Here is a 16,195-nt window from a genome sequence, read left to right as displayed (position 1 = left end):
ATGAAAAAAGGTAAAGTAACAGGTATTGGTGGTTTATTTTTTAAAACTGAAGATCCTAAAGCAACAAAAGATTGGTATAAAAATAATCTTGGTTTTAATACAGATGATTGGGGTTGTACGTTTTGGTGGAAAGACGAAAACGGTAATAAATGTTCTACACAATGGAGTCCGTTTACAAAAGACACCGATTATTTTAAACCTTCTAAAAAAGACTTTATGTTTAACTATAGGGTTGAAAATTTAACCGAATTATTAGCTGAATTAAAAGAAAATGGGGTTACTGTAATGGATAAAGTTGAAGAGTTTGATTATGGTAAATTTGGTTGGATAGTAGATTTAGATGGTAATAAAATTGAACTTTGGGAACCTAATGATGCAGCATTTTTATAAAATAATTGATTAGCTTTACATACTAACAAAAAAATCAAAAGATAATGTCAGAAGAAAACAACAATTTAGAAGAAGCCAACAACATTGTAGAAAACAACAAAGAATCTATTAAAGATGATGCAAAAGAGGCGCTAGAAAATGCTAAGGAAAAAGCCGCTGAATTTGCTGATGTAGCAAAAGAGAAAACTGCCGAATTTGTTGGTGATGCTAAAGAAGCTTTAGAAGGTGCGAAAGAAAAAATTAACGAAGTATTATCAGATGAAAATATTGAAAAAGTAAAAGAAAAAGTTGGTGAATACACAGAAGTTGCCAAAGAGAAAGCAACAGAATTTGCAAGCGAAGCTAAAGAAGTTTTAGAGGATGTAGGGGAAAAAGCTGCTGAAATAGCTGGTGAGGCAGGAGAGCATATTGTCGATTTTGCTGAAGATGCTAAGGAAGAAATCGAAGAGGCAACTAAAAAAACGAAAAACTTTTTTCAACGATTATTTGGTAAATAACTAAACTTTAAAAATTAACTATAAAAACTAAACTAATGAATGTAATAGACGAAAACGGAAAAGTAATTCCAAATCAAGAAAGCAAACGAATAATTACTGGGGTTTTAGGAATATTATTAGGCTGGGCAGGTGTACATAAATTTGTCTTAGGCTATACAAACGAAGGCTTAATAATGTTAGCTGGAACTTTTGTCTTAGGGTGTATTTCTTTAGGGGTATTATCTGGAGCTGTTGGATTAATTGGTTTGATAGAAGGAATTATTTACCTAACAAAATCTGATGATGAATTTATAGAAACTTATCAAAATAATAAAAAACCTTGGTTTTAAAGATGGCATATTTACAAGAACACATCACAGAAATATTAATTTTACTTTTTTTAGTTATAACTTTTTTACAATCTGGTTTTGATAAAATTCTAGATTGGAACGGAAATGTCTCTTTTATAAAAGATCATTTTAAAAACTCACCATTTAAAAATAGTGTTCCTCTTTTATTAGGAATTATTTTAGTGATAGAATTAATTGCCGGAATTTTAATGGTTGTTGGAATTTTTCAATTAGCAACATCAGGAATAAAAAATCTTGCTTTACTTGGAGCAGAATTATCTGCTTTAACGTTAATTTTTTTATTAATCGGTCAGCGATTGGCAAAAGATTATGCTGGAGCAATGTCTTTAGCTGTATATTTTATAATTACAATTTTTGGTGTTTTTCTTCTAAATAACTAAAACCTATTCAAAGAAAACATAATTATAAATAATACTTATTATAAAACCTCTTTAAACTTGCGTTTTAAGAGGTTTTATTTTTTTAGTAAATAGATTCTGTCTTTTCTTTCAGAAAACTTAAACAAGTGTTTTTAAAATCGATTTTAACTCTTTTTTAGGCAATATATAAGCGATGAATACTCTGTTGTTTTCTTTGCTTTCTTATTTGAAAGAAAACCTACTTTAAATGCTTTGAAAAAATTTGTCTTACCTGTTTTATATTTTTCACTTAATAAAGAAACATAATACGAATCAAATTTCATTGGAAGTGTTTTTTCTACATTCATAGAAAACTCAGAAAATATTTTTGAAATCGAAGTTTGAGAAAAATGCCAAAGATGTCTTGGAACATCATATGCTGCCCAAAATTCTTTATAATGATTTGCATCATAACTTTTATAATTTGGAACCGCAATAATTAAAACGCCATTTTGAGTTAAAAGTTCCTTTAAGCGCAAAATTGTTTCTTCTAATTTCTCTACATGTTCTAGCACATGCCAAAGTGTAATTACATCAAATTGTATGTTCTTTAATTCTGATATATCTGATAAAATAGTGATGCCTTTTTTAGCAGCAATTTCTCTAGCTTTTAGATTTGGTTCGACACCAAAAACTTCCCAATTGTTATTTTTACATGCTCCTAAAAAGTCACCAGTTCCAGCTCCAAAATCTAAGACTTTTTTATTGTCTGTTTTAAATGAATTTAAAAGAGAAATCTTTTTCTTAAGAGTATAATTTTTTACTGTTTGATATAAAATATCGGTAAGTGATTTTTTGCTATCTGTGTGAGAAATATAATCTTCACTTTTATAATAATCTTCTAAATTTTTAGGAATAGGTTGTGTAACTAACAACTCGTATTCTTTGTTTTTTTGAACTTGAAAAGACGTGTTAGAAACTGTATAATCTTTACAAGTCAAGTATGAATCGAGATTAATATTAAGCTTATTTTCTATTGACATTAATTACAAATTAATTAAATGTTCCACGAGGAACATTTAAAAATTATCTTCCCATATAAACTAATAATACAGAAACATCACTTGGTGAAACTCCACTAATTCTACTAGCTTGAGAAATAGTTGTAGGTTGAATTTTAGTTAGTTTTTCCCTAGCCTCATAAGATAACGATTTTACTTTTTCGTACTTAAAATTAGAGGGAATAGAAATGTTTTCTAGTCGATTTAACTTATCTGCATTGTTCTTCTCTTTCTCTATATATCCAGAATATTTTAAATGAATTTCTACCTGCTCTATAACATCTTTATTGATATTATTTTCGGTAATAAAGTCGCTTACTTTATCAATAATAAAAAAGTCTGAAAACTGTAATTGAGGTCTAGCAGCAATTTTAAAAAGCTTCATTGTTTGATTAACTTCCGCTAATCCTTTTGCTTTTAAAATTGGATTTACCTCTTCTTTTTTTACACTTAACTTTTCTATAAACTGAATTAATTTTGCTGTATTTTCTTTCTTTAAAAGGACATTGTCAAATCGTTCTTTTGAAGCCAAACCGAGTTCATACGACTTTTCAGTAAGACGTAAATCTGCATTATCCTGTCTTAATAATGTTCTATATTCTGCTCTAGAAGTAAACATTCTATAAGGCTCCTCTGTCCCTTTTGTAATTAAATCATCTATTAAAACACCAATATAAGCTTCACTTCTTTTTAATATAAAAGGCTCTTTATTTTGCGATTTTAAAGCCGCATTTACACCCGACATTAAACCTTGCGCCGCCGCCTCTTCATAACCTGTAGTTCCATTAATTTGACCAGCAAAAAATAAATTCTTAATTAGCTTTGTTTCTAAAGAGTGAGTTAATTGAGTCGGTGGAAAATAATCATATTCAATCGCATATCCATATCTAAAAAACTTAACATTTTCAAATCCAGCAATTGAACGAATTGCCTTGTCTTGAATATCTTCGGGTAACGAAGTAGAAAATCCGTTTACATAAATTTCAACGGTATTCCATCCTTCTGGTTCTACAAATATTTGATGCCTATCTTTCTCTGCAAAACGATCAATTTTATCTTCAATCGAAGGGCAATAACGTGGCCCTGTAGATTGAATTCTACCATTAAACATTGGTGATCTATCAAACCCTTCTCGTAATAAATCATGCACCTCTTGACTCGTATATGTTAAGTAGCAAGAACGTTGTTTTGTAAGCGGTTTAATGTCTTGTATATAAGAAAATTTCTCAGGGTTTTCATCACCAGGTTGCTCGGTCATTTTAGAATAATCTAAAGATCTTCCATCAACTCTTGGCGGTGTTCCAGTTTTCATTCTACCATGATCAAATCCTTTTTTAGATAAATCTTCAGTGATTCCTGTAGAAGCTTTTTCACCTGCTCTACCTCCACCAAAAGTCTTTTCTCCAATATGAATTAACCCGTTTAAAAAAGTTCCAGCAGTAACAATTACTGTCTTAGCTTTTATCTCTAAACCCAATGCAGTTTTTACCCCAACAATTGTATCTTCATCAAACAACAAACCGTTTACGGAATCTTGATAAAAATCTAAATTATCGGTTTTCTCTAACATGTTTCTCCAAGTCTCTGCAAACTGCATTCTGTCTGACTGAGCTCTTGGACTCCACATTGCCGGTCCTTTGGATTTATTTAGCATTTTAAACTGTATAGCTGTTTTGTCAGTAACAATTCCACTATACCCTCCTAAAGCATCTATTTCACGAACTATTTGCCCTTTAGCAATTCCGCCCATAGCTGGATTACAGCTCATCTGTGCAATGTTCTGTAGATTCATAGTTATAAGTAACGTATGAGCACCCATATTGGCACTTGCTGCAGCCGCCTCACTACCTGCGTGACCACCACCAACTACTATAACATCATATGTTGTTGAAAATAAACTCATTGTATCGTTCCACGTGAAACAAACACATTAATCAACTGGCTATCAATTGTTTAATGTATTTATTGCATTGTTTTCTTTAGTTCTCATTATTGTTTTTTCCTCGTCTGTCTTATCTTTATAATTCATAAAGTGCAATACCCCATGAATTAAAACTCGATTCAACTCTTCTTCAAAAGACACGTTAAAATCCTTTGCGTTCTCTTTTACCCTTTCTATAGAAATATAGATGTCTCCAGAAACTTGTTTCCCTAAACTATAATCAAAACTAATAATATCTGTTAGGGTATCATGTTTTAAAAACTCAAGATTAATCTTATGTAAATATTCATCATCACAAAAAATATAATTGATTTCTCCTAACTCAAATTTCTCTTCAGAAATACATCCTTGTATCCAATTAGAAAATACTTCTTCATTATCAATAGAGAAATTGGTTTCGTAATTAAATTGAATCATTAATTTTTGCTCTTAGGTAAAGAAAAATACTCTTGTACTTTCTTTTTATAATTCGGGCGCAAAGGTAAGGATTGTCTATTTAATATTTCTGTTTGATTATAAAACAATTTTTTGAATTCTAGCTCTTTACGTTTCTTTCTTTGATACTCTTTTAAATTTGTTGCTGCCTTACGTTTAGAATCTTTTCCTTGCTTTAGTTCAGCACTTTTAAGCTTTAACAATTGATAATTTAATTGCTGCATTCTTTGGAATGTGCGAGCATTAATTCCTTTTTCTAAAATTTGATTTTCTAATTGCTCCATTTCTTTAGCAACTTTAGCAGCTTGTTTGGTACCACCACTTCCAAATTTTCCTTTATTTATTGCATCTTCAAGTTGTTGTCTCAACTGACTTTGTTCTTTGTATATTTTATACAACTCACCATCTAAATCATCACTTTCACCTTCTCCTTCACCTTCTTTTTCTCCACCTTTACCATTTTTGCCCTGCTTTCCTTTACCGCCTTTACCTCCGTCTTTTCCATTTTCTTTTTGACCTCCTTTTTCACCTTTCTTACCCTCCTTACCTTCTTTTCCGTCTTTTCCAGACTCACTTGCTTTTTCTCCTGGTTTCTGACCTTTTTCCATGCCTTTCTTCATTTTTTCAGACAACCCTTTTTGCTTTTCTATAATAGTTGGTAAACTAAATGACTGTCCTTTCTTTCCTTTTCCTTTCCCCATAGACATCGATTCTTTCATATTATTTAAAATATTACTTAAATAATCTGCCAAACTATTACTTGCAGTCATTACATAACGCTGATTAGAAACCCCAGCAGAAAATCTGTTTTCTGAAAAATTATCTAATGATTGATTCAAATTATAATGCGCTAAAGAAAGATCTTCTTGAATCCTGGCAGAAATTTTAGGAACACGTACCGACAACACATACAAACTATCATCTATATGATTAAAATACGTTTTTATTTCATTTTGTTTCTTTAGGTTTTTTCCAAAATCAGGATGATTGGTAGAGCTTTCAGAAAAACGATTAATTAAGCCTTCTTGCTTAAATGAGAAAGTAACTAGATTTTCTAGAATTTTTCTTAAGTCACCCATATCTTCTTCTATTGAGTCACTTGAATTTTGTTGCATTTGTTGCTGCATTTTCTGACTCATCTTTTTCATTTTCTTTGAAGATTTCTTTTGACTTTCTTTAGCCTCCTTTTTATTCTGTTCTTCTAACTTTTCTTCAGAATTTTCTAACTCTTTATTTATATCATCTTGTTCAGAATCTGTTTCTGGAAGTTCCATCGGTTTTTTTAACTCCTCATTCTCTTTATTTAATTCTTTCAGCTCTTTTTCTAGTTTTGAAAACTCTTTTTTAATCTCTTTTTGTTTCTCTAAATTATTTTCTTCAGACTTAGAAAGTTCTTCCTGTTTTTTTGAAAGCTCTTCTAACTTACTTGCAATTTGCATTGTTTTTTGCTCTACATAAAAACGTTTAGTCATTTCTAACATACGTTCTAAACTTCGTTGCTGCTGTTTGTTTTGCTGTGCTAACTCTTTAGACTTTTTTAATAAATCTTCTTTATTTAGCTTTTCAGACATTTTTTGAAGTTCTTTCAATAACTTTTCTTGATAGGCTGATTTTTTTAACTCATTTATACGTTCTTGTAACTGTTCTTTCTTTTCTTGTAAAGAAGGAGTTTCTTCTTTTTTCTCGTCAAAATTTTCTTGCAATTTATCTGTTTGACGCTGCATCATTTCTTTATACTGTTTCTGAAGTTTTATGAAGTCCTGAACCTTCTTTTTATCGTTCCAACTAATATTTTTCTTATTCTGAATATCTTGTTGAATTTTCTCTAACTTTTCTTGTTGCTTTTTTTGTTGTTGAATTGAATTTTCTAAAGAATTAAGCGTGTTTTTTTGCTCTTCCATTAACTCTTCATCAACCTCTTCTTTTGTTTTCTTTCTGTAGTTGAATTTTCTACTAACCGCTTTCTTATTTCCATTTACTGCGTCATTATCAAAAACTCTAAAAAACAATTCGTAATCTATCCCTTCAACTAAATTTAATTGATCTGGAAATTGATAATAAAACGTCTGAATATTTTCTTTAGAAAGAGGTAATTCTAGCGTTTGTTGCGGCTGGGGATTCTCTTCATTATAATAAACCAACTCCAACTTTTTTAATCCATAATCATCAGAAACCTGACCTGCGAATTGCGCCGTTCCACGTGAAATACTATCTATATTAGATGTCATAGAAATTACAGGAAATTCATCTTTTACAACATCAACTGAAAACTGTAACTTTTCATAATCCTTTAAAGCCTTGTTAGAACTTGATATCGAATAGTTAATTGGTTTTAATATTCGTTTTCCGTACCTAAAAACATTCTCCTCTTTTTGTGTAAATGACTTTCTTGTTTGCTGAATAAAAGAAACTGTATCTGTTTGACTTGCAGAAACTTGCCAGGTAATAAAAGTACCTTCCGGAACAGTAATATTACCCGTATTGTTGATTTTTTTACTCTTTCTTTTTATATGATTAGGGAAATTTAAAAACATACTAACCTGCTGAATTGTAGGTGTTTTTATAACGTCTAATACATAATCATTAGATGTTATTTCATTCGCTTTTATATAAAAATTAATAGGCTGCTGAACATCTGAAAAAGTATAAGAAAAAGAACCGTCAAGATTGTTTTGTAAGTAATATTCTTGATGATCATATGCAATTTTTGCTTCAGATGGAATCACGTTTCCTTTAACTTTTACTTTGACCGTATATGGTTTTCCTTGTATAACTGTTAAACTAGCATTATCAATAAAAAAAGAAAAGGGTGCTGGCGGATTATAACTTGTTTTATAATCTACAACACGTTGTAAACTTTTTGTTAACGCTCCGTTTGAGCCGGTAAAAAAAACAAGTACCCAGATAAGTAACGGAACAAGCGCGTATTTTAAATATTTTGAATTCTTTTTAAAATCAATTGCTTTAGAAAACGGAATGGGTTGTAATTCTGTTGATTTTTGCTCGATGCTAGCTAATAAAAGTTCAGAAGATTTCGCGTTTTCTTTTAATTGAAGAATATTTAACAACTTATCTTGAACTTCTGGAAAATGATTTCCAATAATCTTAGAAGATTCTTCTAAAGAAATTCCTTTTTTTAAACCAATCAATTTAAATATTGGAAAACAAATAAATCGAACAAAAAGAAAAAGTTCAACACCTATAAAAAGCCAAAAAAGAAAGGTTCTAGCATTCGGTTTAAGCCATAAAAAATATTCGATAAACAACGTAAAGAAAAAATACAAAAAACCTAAAGTTAAAAAGAGAATAATTCCTTTTATCAATTCGTTTGTATAAAACTTTTGTCCAAATTGACGTAACTTTGATTCTATGTGTTGGTAATTTTTCATCTCTAACCCATAAAAATACATTTTTTATAAATGATAAAGAATAAATAATTTGTTAAAGCTTTGTAAGCAACTCTTTTTTTAAACAACTAATGTGTAAAATCAATATCATGAAAAATTTAAGCCTACTATTATTTTTAGTTACTTCTATTACTTTTGCTCAAAGTCCGTGGACACAAAAAAAGGGGAAATTATACACACAATTATCTTATACAATAATTCCGGAGTACACTGAAATTTTTGGTAATTCAGAATTGAACCTACATGGTATTTCAGATAATACTATTAATTTCTATGGTGAAATTGGACTTTCTGACAAAACCACTTTAATTTTAACCCTACCCTATAAACTAATTAAAGTTAAACAAAGCATTATTTGTTCAGGGCCACCTTGTTTTAAGGATATTTCAGAATCTACATTTGGTAATATAGAACTGGGATTAAAACATAACTTTTACAAAAAAGATTGGGTACTATCAGGTCAGTTATCTGTAGAAGCAAATACTGGTAGTTTTGATGCTGCTTCAGGAATAAGAACTGGATATGATGCATGGTCTTTTACACCACTTTTTTTAGCAGGGAAAAGTTTTGGAAAAAGTTATTTGCAAACATTTATCGGGGCAAATATTAGAACAAACAACTATAGTTCCAACTTTAAAATTGGAGGAGAATATGGTAAAAAGCTTTCAAGTAAATTGTGGTTAATAGGTTTTCTAGATGTTGTAAAATCATTAAAAAACGGAGATGCTGTTTTAACTGCAATAAATACTTTTACTGGTTTGTATGTAAATGATCAAGATTATGGTGCTTTCGGTTTTAAAGGTATTTATGAATTTAAAAATGATTTTGGAATAAATGCTGGTTTAGGTGGTGCTTTCTTTGGTAATAATGTTGCTAAAAGTCCAGCATTAACGTTTGGAGTTTATCATAAGTTTTAAAAAATTGACCTTTACTATTTTAAATGCTAATAGTGCCTCTATGATTTCTTTGAAGCTATGTGTTCAGACCAAAACACAATAACAACTATAATTATATGAATTAGTCGCTATATTTTTCAATAAAAAGTATCTTTGCGCCATCTAAAATTAGAAAAGATGGAATCTACTATTCGTGTTCGTTTTGCGCCAAGTCCAACAGGACCTTTACATATTGGTGGCGTAAGAACAGCGTTGTTTAATTATTTATTTGCCAAAAAAAATGGTGGAACTTTTATTTTAAGAATAGAAGATACAGATCAAACACGTTATGTTGCTAACGCAGAACAATACATTATAGATGCATTAAATTGGTGTAATATTCCTTTTGATGAAGGTCCAAATAAGAATGAAAAATTTGGTCCATACCGTCAATCTGAAAGGAAAGATATTTATAAAAAATATGCAGATATTTTAATTAAAAGCGGACAGGCGTATTATGCTTTTGACACAGCAGAACAGTTAGATAATGAAAGAAAAGGTCATGAAGAAAAAGGAAAAACCTTTATTTATAATTGGCATAATAGAGAAAGAGGACGATTAGTAAACTCTTTAGTTTTAACTGAAGAAGAAGTGCAAAATCGTATTGAAAACGGAGAAAAATATGTAGTCCGATTTAAATCTCCGCAAGATGAAATTTTAATCATGAATGATGAAATTCGTGGAGAAATTAAAATCGATACAAACGTTTTAGACGATAAAATTTTGTTTAAATCAGACGGAATGCCTACCTATCATTTAGCAAATATTGTTGATGATTATTTAATGGAAATAAGCCATGTAATTCGTGGTGAAGAATGGTTACCTTCAATGGCATTACACGTTTTATTATATAAAGCTTTTGGTTGGGACGCTCCAAAATTTGCACATTTACCATTAATTTTAAAACCAGTAGGAAAAGGAAAATTAAGCAAACGTGATGGTGATAAATTAGGTTTTCCTGTATTTCCTTTAGAATATAAAAATGATAAAACTGGTGATGTTTCACGTGGATATAAGGAAGATGGATATTTTGCTGATGGATTTATAAACATGTTAGCTTTATTAGGCTGGAACCCAGGAACTGAACAAGAAATATTTTCATTAGACGAGTTAATTGAATCTTTTGATTTAAGTCGTGTAAGTAAATCTGGTGCAAAATTTAGCCCAGACAAAACAAATTGGTTTAATCAACAATATTTACAAACCAAATCTGATGAAGAATTAACTGATTTGTACTTACCAATACTATTAAATAAACTTAATGACACTTCGAGCGAAATCGAAAAGTCTTACGTTAAAAAAATAGTTTCTTTAATTAAAGAAAGAGCTGTTTTTGTTAATGATTTTTGGGACTTATCTAGTTTCTTTTTCATCGCTCCAACAGAATACGATGCTAAAGCTTCAAGAAAAAATTGGAAGCCAGAAACAGGTTCTCTAATGGCAGAATTAATCAAAATTATTTCTTCAATAGATGATTTTACCATAGAAAACGCTCAAACAGAAATTAAAGGGTGGATAACTTCTAAAGAAATCGGTTTTGGTAAGGTAATGCAACCGTTGCGTTTAAGCTTAGTTGGCAAACCTGCTGGGCCAGATTTATTTGAAATTATGACTTTAATTGGTAAAAAAGAGACGATTTCTAGAATAGAAAACGCAATTAATACGCTTAATTAGAAAAGCGTAAAATCTCTTTGTTGTCTTTATCTAATAGATACAATTGGTTATTTTTTAGAGTATAAGTTTTTGCTGCAACTAACTTTTGAAAATAACGGTATTCTAAATTATTATCCATACATCCCATTCTGGTAGTTATCATTCTATCTGCTACTATGAATTCAGTATTATTTAACTTTTCAACCACAGAAGAAAAATTATTACAAGCACCTACTCCACTTATTGCATTATTTTTTCCTTTAATTTCAAAATAAAGTGTAGGTCTTTTATCTGATTTTTTAGCTATTTTTTCTGACTCTAAATGAGTTAAATTCCATTTTTTGTCGGTTATTTTACTTTCTTTCTCAGTAATAACCTCCTCTTTTGTTTTGTTTAATACATCAATTAATTTGTATTTTAAATTACTTGCATCCGCTGGAACTAAATGATCTGGTAATTTTTCTATAGAAACTTTTAATTTATATGTAAATCCTTCTTCATAAGTAAAGCCCTCAATTTTACCGAATAAAGGCTCCCATTTTGCATCTTTTTTATTTAAGTGTTTAATAGACATACATTTCATCATAACCATACCCATACAGTCTGTTTTTTTACTATCAACTAATATCGTTTCTTGATGTATGTTCTTTTGACTTGCGCAAGAAAAAAATGCTATTCCCATTACTAAAAGTGTTATTATTTTCATTTTTTGATAATTGTTTTACATAAAAATAACAAAAACTGAACCAAATTTGTAACAATTTAAAAAAATAACGTCTTGTAATTAGATATATCTTTTGATATCTTTACAAAAAACTGTTAACTTTTTAATTTTTCAACTATGTTATATATAGCTCCTTTTATTTTTATTGGATTACTAATCATCTTATCTGCTTTTTTTATTGTTAAACAACAAACTGCTGCTATTATTGAGCGTTTTGGGAAGTTTCATAGTATTCGTCAATCTGGATTACATCTTAAAATTCCGTTGATTGATAGAATTGCTGGTAAATTAAGCTTAAAAATTCAACAATTAGATGTTATTATTGAAACTAAAACACTTGATGATGTTTTTGTTAAACTTAAAGTTTCTGTTCAATACAAAGTAATTAAAGATAAGGTATATGACTCTTTTTATAAACTAGATTATCCACACGATCAAATTACATCATATGTTTTTGATGTGGTAAGAGCTGAGGTTCCAAAAATGAAATTAGATGATGTTTTTGTTAAAAAAGATGATATTGCTATTGCTGTAAAAACCGAATTAAACGAAGCAATGTCTGGTTATGGTTTTGACATTATTAAAACTTTAGTAACCGATATTGATCCAGATGGTCAAGTAAAAGAGGCTATGAATAGAATTAATGCTTCTGAACGTGAAAAAATTGCCGCTCAATTTGAAGGAGATGCACAACGTATTTTAATTGTAGAACGTGCAAAAGCGGAGGCAGAAAGCAAAAGGTTACAAGGACAAGGTATTGCAGACCAAAGAAGGGAAATTGCACGAGGTTTAGAAGAATCTGTAGAAGTTTTAAATAAAGTTGGTATTAATTCTCAAGAAGCTTCAGCTTTAATTGTTGTTACACAGCATTATGATACATTACAATCTATAGGTCAAGAAACAAATAGTAACTTAATATTATTACCTAATTCACCTCAAGCTGGAAGCCAAATGCTTAATGATATGGTAGCAAGTTTTACAGCAAGTAATCAAATAGGGGAAGCAATGAAAAATTCAAAAAATAAGAAAAAAGAGTAGTTATAGTTTTTTTAGATTTCTTTTTTTATATAATTAAAAAAAAGTATGTAAAAATGATTATTTATTAAAAAAAAACTTATTTAGTTTAATTTTTTATATTTGTTGTAATGTCCCTCATTTTTAATTAATGATTTTCCCCTTAAAAATATTAATAAAATGGTTAAATAAGCCTTCTTTTTATCTTGGGTCTTATAATCGCCTATTATTTTTTTGTTTATTTATAGGTCTTTATACAGGTTGCTTTTTTCTGTTATTTAACAACCTTTGGGATGATTTTCACTTTAAAGTAACTTTAAGTATTGTTATAACAACGGTTATATCGTTTTTTACAACTTTTATATTTTCTTTGTTATTTGATTTTGAGTCATTTAAAGAAAAATATTGGAATAGGTTAAGTGTATTAAAATACATTTTTATTAACTACTTTATAATTTTCAACACAAGTTTCCTTTATAATTATTATATCGGGGTGTTTGATAAAAACTTTCTTCCTTTTCTAAAGAATTTAACCTTTTGTTTTATTTCTGTTGTAGTGCTGTTTTTTATTTTTGATAAATCCATATCCTTAAAAAATAATTGTAAACCAATCAATTTAAACCCATTAAAAAATAGTTGGTTTTTAAAAAATAGTTATAATTTTAAATCAATAAAAAAAATTCGTTATTGGTTTGCAACACTATATGCTTTATATGTTTTTATTTTTTTTAGCCTTTTTAAACCTTATGAATTAACAAAAAATAATGAAACCTATCTAGAGTCGACAGTTTTTTCTAGTATAGTAGTATTTTTTGTTATTTTTATTACATCCCAAATTTTTGAAAGAAAAAACCCGCTTTTAAATATTTTAAAAATAAAAAAAATTGATGTTTTATTATATATGCTTTTTGCAACAATTATAATTTCAATAATCATTTTTTACGGCTCAATTTTTTTAAATATTAATACACCTAGCATTACACTATTCGATTTATTAAAATTTGGAGTTTTAGGTAGTATCATCCCAAATTTTATTTTTTTTATCTCTGATGAATACTTTAAAATTAAACTTGATAAAAATGAAAAAAGTCATAAAAAGGAAAAAATAACCATTTATTCTTTAAATAAAAAAGAGAGTTTTTCTTTTTTAACAAATTCATTAGTTTATATAAATTCTCAAGGAAATTATGTTAGTTTTTTTCTTTTAAAAAACAATGAGTTAAAGGAAAAAGTAATTAGAAATACTATTTCTGAAATAGAAAAAGAATTAAAGGGAGAAGAAAATATAATTCGTGTTCATAGATCTTATATAGTAAACAAAGACTTTATTCTTGACTATAAAGGAAATTCTAAGGGTTATAAATTGATATTAAAGAAATTTCCTCAGCTAATACCTGTTTCAAGAAGTTTTTCTAAAAAAAAATTACAAAACAAAATATTATATTAATAGTTATTAATATTGGAAATAAATTCAAATGTATTAATTACAAACGACACTTTACAAAAGAAAATAATTGTTTTGGTTTTTATTAAGTATATTTGAGACAGTCACCTCCTGTAATTTATTTAATAGTTTTACCTTGAAAATATTAATAAAGTGGTTAAATAAGCCTTCTTTTTATCAAGGCACATTTAAGTTTTTGTTTATAGCTTGTATTACTTCAGCAATTTATGCTGGAGTGTTTTTGATGCTTTTTTGTGAATTACTTTATGATTGTGGACCAACTTCAAAAGTGTGTTTGACTGTTGCGTGGAGTACTGCACTAATTTCCTTTTTATCTTTTTTTATAACTTTTTTTATTGGTATCTATTTTGAATTTGATTCTTTCAAAAAGAAAAATTGGACCAAAGGAAGTGTTTTAAAACTTATTCTTTTTAATTTCATTATCATTTTTGTTTTAGGTTTTGGCTATAATTATTATGTCCAAATTTTTAATGAAAATTTTCTACCTTATTTAAGAGATTTATCTATCTGTTTTATATCATGCACTTCATTATACTTTATTTTAGATAACCACATTCAAAAAATTTATTTAAACAAGAGAACAGACAGACATCTTAGAATAGACAACATAAAAAACACATGGTTATTTGAACCTGGGTATAGATACAATAGGCAGGGAAATTTTCGCTTTTATATTTCTTTTTTCTATGGTTTATATATTTTTCTTTTCTTTAACCTCTTTAAGCCCTATGTTTTAATAAACAATAATGAAAACTATTTCATTAACACGGTTTTTTCAGGTGTAATTGTCTTTATAGTTGTTTATACTACTCAATTGCTTATTCCTAAAACTGCACTTAGAAAAATAGATATTATTATATATATGGTCTTACTTGTTTTCATCTGTAGTCCAATTATTTTCTATGGTTCGTTGTTTTTAGGAATTAAAACAATTAACGTCTCCTTATTAGAGGTTATTAAATTTGGCTTTTTTGGGAGTTTTCTACCTAATTTGATTTTCTTAGTTTTTGATGATTATTTAAAAGTTAAAAAAATAAATGAAAAATTAATAAGCAGTATTCATCTTAAAAAAGAGGCAAAAGATAATATTGTTACTTTTTTGAGTAATGTTGCTAAAGATACTTTTTCAAAAAACGTAGATGATATAATTTACATAAAATCTGATGGAAACTATGTGATCCTTTTTTATAAACAAGAAGATAAAATACTTTCTAAAACAATAAGGATCTCATTAAAAAGAATAACTGAGCAGCTAAAAGAATATTCAGCATTTTTTAAATGTCATAAGTCTTATATGGTTAACTCTTCATTTTTTAATCAAGTTACCGGAAACTCTAAAGCGCTTATTTTACATTCTGATATTGTTAATGAAAAAATACCAGTATCAAGAATCTTTAGTAAAAAACAAATATTAGATATTATTAGTAAATAACTTCTTCCCGTTTGTCACAAAAAAGAACATATTAAAACAAAAACAGGCTTCTTTTTGTTAAATTCAAAAAAAAGACTAATTTAGCTGTCGTTAATTCAGATCTAAGTATATTTGTGGGGACAAATTTTAGACTATCTATTTATTAACAGAAAGCTCATGTGTATTCATGAGCTTTTGTGTGTTTAAGAAATAAGACAATCGATTTTTATTGCATAAAAAAACCGAAACAAATGTTTCGGCTTATTTATAATTAATTGTATTTTGACACTACTCATCTGTATCTTCATCATTTTTTGTAGCGCTTTTAAACTCTTTTATTCCGGTTCCTAAGCCTTTCATTAACTCTGGTATTTTCTTTCCTCCAAACATTAATAAAACCAATACAACTATAATTGCAATTTGCCAAGGCCCAATCATTCCTAAAAAAATACTGTTTGTAATCATTTTAATAAATTTTATCCTACAAAGGTACAAATATTTTAAACAAAAAAAGTGTTAGAAAATTCTAACCCTATTAAATGATAACCTTTTCTTTTTTAGTGTTTTACTCTC

The 16,195-nt window shown here is 28.4% G+C and carries 15 protein-coding genes; 9 read left to right on the top strand and 6 right to left on the bottom strand.

Translation table 11 applies throughout. The features are described 5' to 3' along the window. The 4 genes from OD91_RS08240 to OD91_RS08225 are packed head-to-tail and all read left to right on the top strand — an operon-like array spanning window position 1 to window position 1,617. The gene (locus OD91_RS08240) at window positions 1–390 is read left to right on the top strand and encodes a VOC family protein (protein ID WP_144895910.1); all 390 of its coding nucleotides are present in this window, start codon (window positions 1–3) and stop codon (window positions 388–390) included. 44 nt (window positions 391–434) lie between these two features. Further along, window positions 435–887 (top strand): hypothetical protein, encoded by a 453-nt coding sequence (locus OD91_RS08235; protein ID WP_144895909.1) that lies wholly within the window; start codon window positions 435–437, stop codon window positions 885–887. Between the two features lie 35 nt (window positions 888–922). Next, on the top strand, window positions 923–1,216 hold the full coding sequence (locus OD91_RS08230; RefSeq protein ID WP_144895908.1) for a TM2 domain-containing protein: 294 nt from the start codon (window positions 923–925) through the stop codon (window positions 1,214–1,216). A 2-nt stretch (window positions 1,217–1,218) separates the two neighbouring features. Then, window positions 1,219–1,617 carry a DoxX family membrane protein gene (locus OD91_RS08225; protein ID WP_144895907.1) on the top strand — a complete coding sequence of 133 codons (399 nt, stop codon included), beginning with the start codon at window positions 1,219–1,221 and terminating at the stop codon, window positions 1,615–1,617. Window positions 1,618–1,760: 143 nt separating this feature from the next. On the opposite strand, the gene OD91_RS08220 is transcribed toward OD91_RS08225, so the two are convergent. The 4 genes from OD91_RS08220 to OD91_RS08205 are packed head-to-tail and all read right to left on the bottom strand — an operon-like array spanning window position 1,761 to window position 8,423. Continuing rightward, entirely contained in the window at window positions 1,761–2,618 is an 858-nt protein-coding gene (locus OD91_RS08220) for a bifunctional 2-polyprenyl-6-hydroxyphenol methylase/3-demethylubiquinol 3-O-methyltransferase UbiG (RefSeq protein ID WP_144895906.1), read from the bottom strand. Window positions 2,619–2,661: 43 nt separating this feature from the next. Continuing rightward, window positions 2,662–4,539, bottom strand: a complete 1,878-nt coding sequence (mnmG, locus tag OD91_RS08215) for a tRNA uridine-5-carboxymethylaminomethyl(34) synthesis enzyme MnmG (protein ID WP_144895905.1) — start codon at window positions 4,537–4,539, stop codon at window positions 2,662–2,664. A 42-nt stretch (window positions 4,540–4,581) separates the two neighbouring features. After that, a complete protein-coding gene (ybeY, locus tag OD91_RS08210; RefSeq protein WP_144895904.1) occupies window positions 4,582–4,995 on the bottom strand; it encodes an rRNA maturation RNase YbeY in 414 nt (137 codons plus the stop codon). Further along, a complete protein-coding gene (locus OD91_RS08205; protein ID WP_255513212.1) occupies window positions 4,995–8,423 on the bottom strand; it encodes a DUF4175 family protein in 3,429 nt (1,142 codons plus the stop codon). The genes ybeY and OD91_RS08205 overlap by 1 nt, the downstream gene beginning before the upstream one ends. Window positions 8,424–8,509: 86 nt before the next feature. Between OD91_RS08205 and OD91_RS08200 the strand changes: the two genes are divergently transcribed. Both OD91_RS08200 and gltX read left to right on the top strand, forming a co-directional pair. Further along, on the top strand, window positions 8,510–9,337 hold the full coding sequence (locus OD91_RS08200) for a transporter (protein ID WP_144895902.1): 828 nt from the start codon (window positions 8,510–8,512) through the stop codon (window positions 9,335–9,337). Window positions 9,338–9,493: 156 nt separating this feature from the next. Further along, window positions 9,494–11,029 (top strand): glutamate--tRNA ligase, encoded by a 1,536-nt coding sequence (gene gltX, locus OD91_RS08195; RefSeq protein ID WP_144895901.1) that lies wholly within the window; start codon window positions 9,494–9,496, stop codon window positions 11,027–11,029. On the opposite strand, the gene OD91_RS08190 is transcribed toward gltX, so the two are convergent. Continuing rightward, window positions 11,022–11,714 (bottom strand): DUF4377 domain-containing protein, encoded by a 693-nt coding sequence (locus OD91_RS08190; protein ID WP_144895900.1) that lies wholly within the window; start codon window positions 11,712–11,714, stop codon window positions 11,022–11,024. The two genes, gltX and OD91_RS08190, sit on opposite strands and share 8 nt — an antisense overlap. 135 nt (window positions 11,715–11,849) lie before the next feature. Between OD91_RS08190 and OD91_RS08185 the strand changes: the two genes are divergently transcribed. The 3 genes from OD91_RS08185 to OD91_RS08175 all read left to right on the top strand — a co-directional run bounded on the left by OD91_RS08185 (window position 11,850) and on the right by OD91_RS08175 (window position 15,643). Further along, complete coding sequence (locus tag OD91_RS08185) at window positions 11,850–12,770, top strand: SPFH domain-containing protein (protein ID WP_144895899.1); 921 nt, start codon at window positions 11,850–11,852, stop codon at window positions 12,768–12,770. An 877-nt stretch (window positions 12,771–13,647) separates the two neighbouring features. Continuing rightward, window positions 13,648–14,193, top strand: coding sequence for a LytTR family transcriptional regulator DNA-binding domain-containing protein (locus tag OD91_RS13505; protein WP_186434425.1), 546 nt, complete (start codon window positions 13,648–13,650; stop codon window positions 14,191–14,193). A 133-nt stretch (window positions 14,194–14,326) separates the two neighbouring features. Further along, a complete protein-coding gene (locus OD91_RS08175; protein WP_144895897.1) occupies window positions 14,327–15,643 on the top strand; it encodes a LytTR family DNA-binding domain-containing protein in 1,317 nt (438 codons plus the stop codon). A 267-nt stretch (window positions 15,644–15,910) separates the two neighbouring features. Here OD91_RS08175 and OD91_RS08170 read toward each other — a convergent pair whose 3' ends face one another. Continuing rightward, window positions 15,911–16,087, bottom strand: coding sequence for a twin-arginine translocase TatA/TatE family subunit (locus OD91_RS08170; RefSeq protein WP_144895896.1), 177 nt, complete (start codon window positions 16,085–16,087; stop codon window positions 15,911–15,913). Window positions 16,088–16,195 lie beyond the last annotated feature (108 nt).

The organism is Lutibacter sp. Hel_I_33_5, assembly GCF_007827455.1.
Lineage (GTDB): Bacteria > Bacteroidota > Bacteroidia > Flavobacteriales > Flavobacteriaceae > Polaribacter.
Note: the sequence above shows the minus strand (reverse complement) of the source record. Positions and strands in the feature narration are given on the sequence as shown.

What these genes read in the sequence shown, in the direction of transcription:
- OD91_RS08170 (WP_144895896.1), bottom strand. Translation starts at nt 16,087, where the DNA reads ATGATTACAAACAGTATTTTTTTAGGAATGATTGGGCCTTGGCAAATT.
- OD91_RS08200 (WP_144895902.1), top strand. Translation starts at nt 8,510, where the DNA reads ATGAAAAATTTAAGCCTACTATTATTTTTAGTTACTTCTATTACTTTT.
- OD91_RS08220 (WP_144895906.1), bottom strand. Translation starts at nt 2,618, where the DNA reads ATGTCAATAGAAAATAAGCTTAATATTAATCTCGATTCATACTTGACT.
- OD91_RS08205 (WP_255513212.1), bottom strand. Translation starts at nt 8,423, where the DNA reads ATGTATTTTTATGGGTTAGAGATGAAAAATTACCAACACATAGAATCA.
- OD91_RS08230 (WP_144895908.1), top strand. Translation starts at nt 923, where the DNA reads ATGAATGTAATAGACGAAAACGGAAAAGTAATTCCAAATCAAGAAAGC.
- OD91_RS08225 (WP_144895907.1), top strand. Translation starts at nt 1,219, where the DNA reads ATGGCATATTTACAAGAACACATCACAGAAATATTAATTTTACTTTTT.
- ybeY (WP_144895904.1), bottom strand. Translation starts at nt 4,995, where the DNA reads ATGATTCAATTTAATTACGAAACCAATTTCTCTATTGATAATGAAGAA.
- OD91_RS08190 (WP_144895900.1), bottom strand. Translation starts at nt 11,714, where the DNA reads ATGAAAATAATAACACTTTTAGTAATGGGAATAGCATTTTTTTCTTGC.
- OD91_RS08235 (WP_144895909.1), top strand. Translation starts at nt 435, where the DNA reads ATGTCAGAAGAAAACAACAATTTAGAAGAAGCCAACAACATTGTAGAA.
- gltX (WP_144895901.1), top strand. Translation starts at nt 9,494, where the DNA reads ATGGAATCTACTATTCGTGTTCGTTTTGCGCCAAGTCCAACAGGACCT.
- mnmG (WP_144895905.1), bottom strand. Translation starts at nt 4,539, where the DNA reads ATGAGTTTATTTTCAACAACATATGATGTTATAGTAGTTGGTGGTGGT.
- OD91_RS13505 (WP_186434425.1), top strand. Translation starts at nt 13,648, where the DNA reads ATGCTTTTTGCAACAATTATAATTTCAATAATCATTTTTTACGGCTCA.
- OD91_RS08185 (WP_144895899.1), top strand. Translation starts at nt 11,850, where the DNA reads ATGTTATATATAGCTCCTTTTATTTTTATTGGATTACTAATCATCTTA.
- OD91_RS08240 (WP_144895910.1), top strand. Translation starts at nt 1, where the DNA reads ATGAAAAAAGGTAAAGTAACAGGTATTGGTGGTTTATTTTTTAAAACT.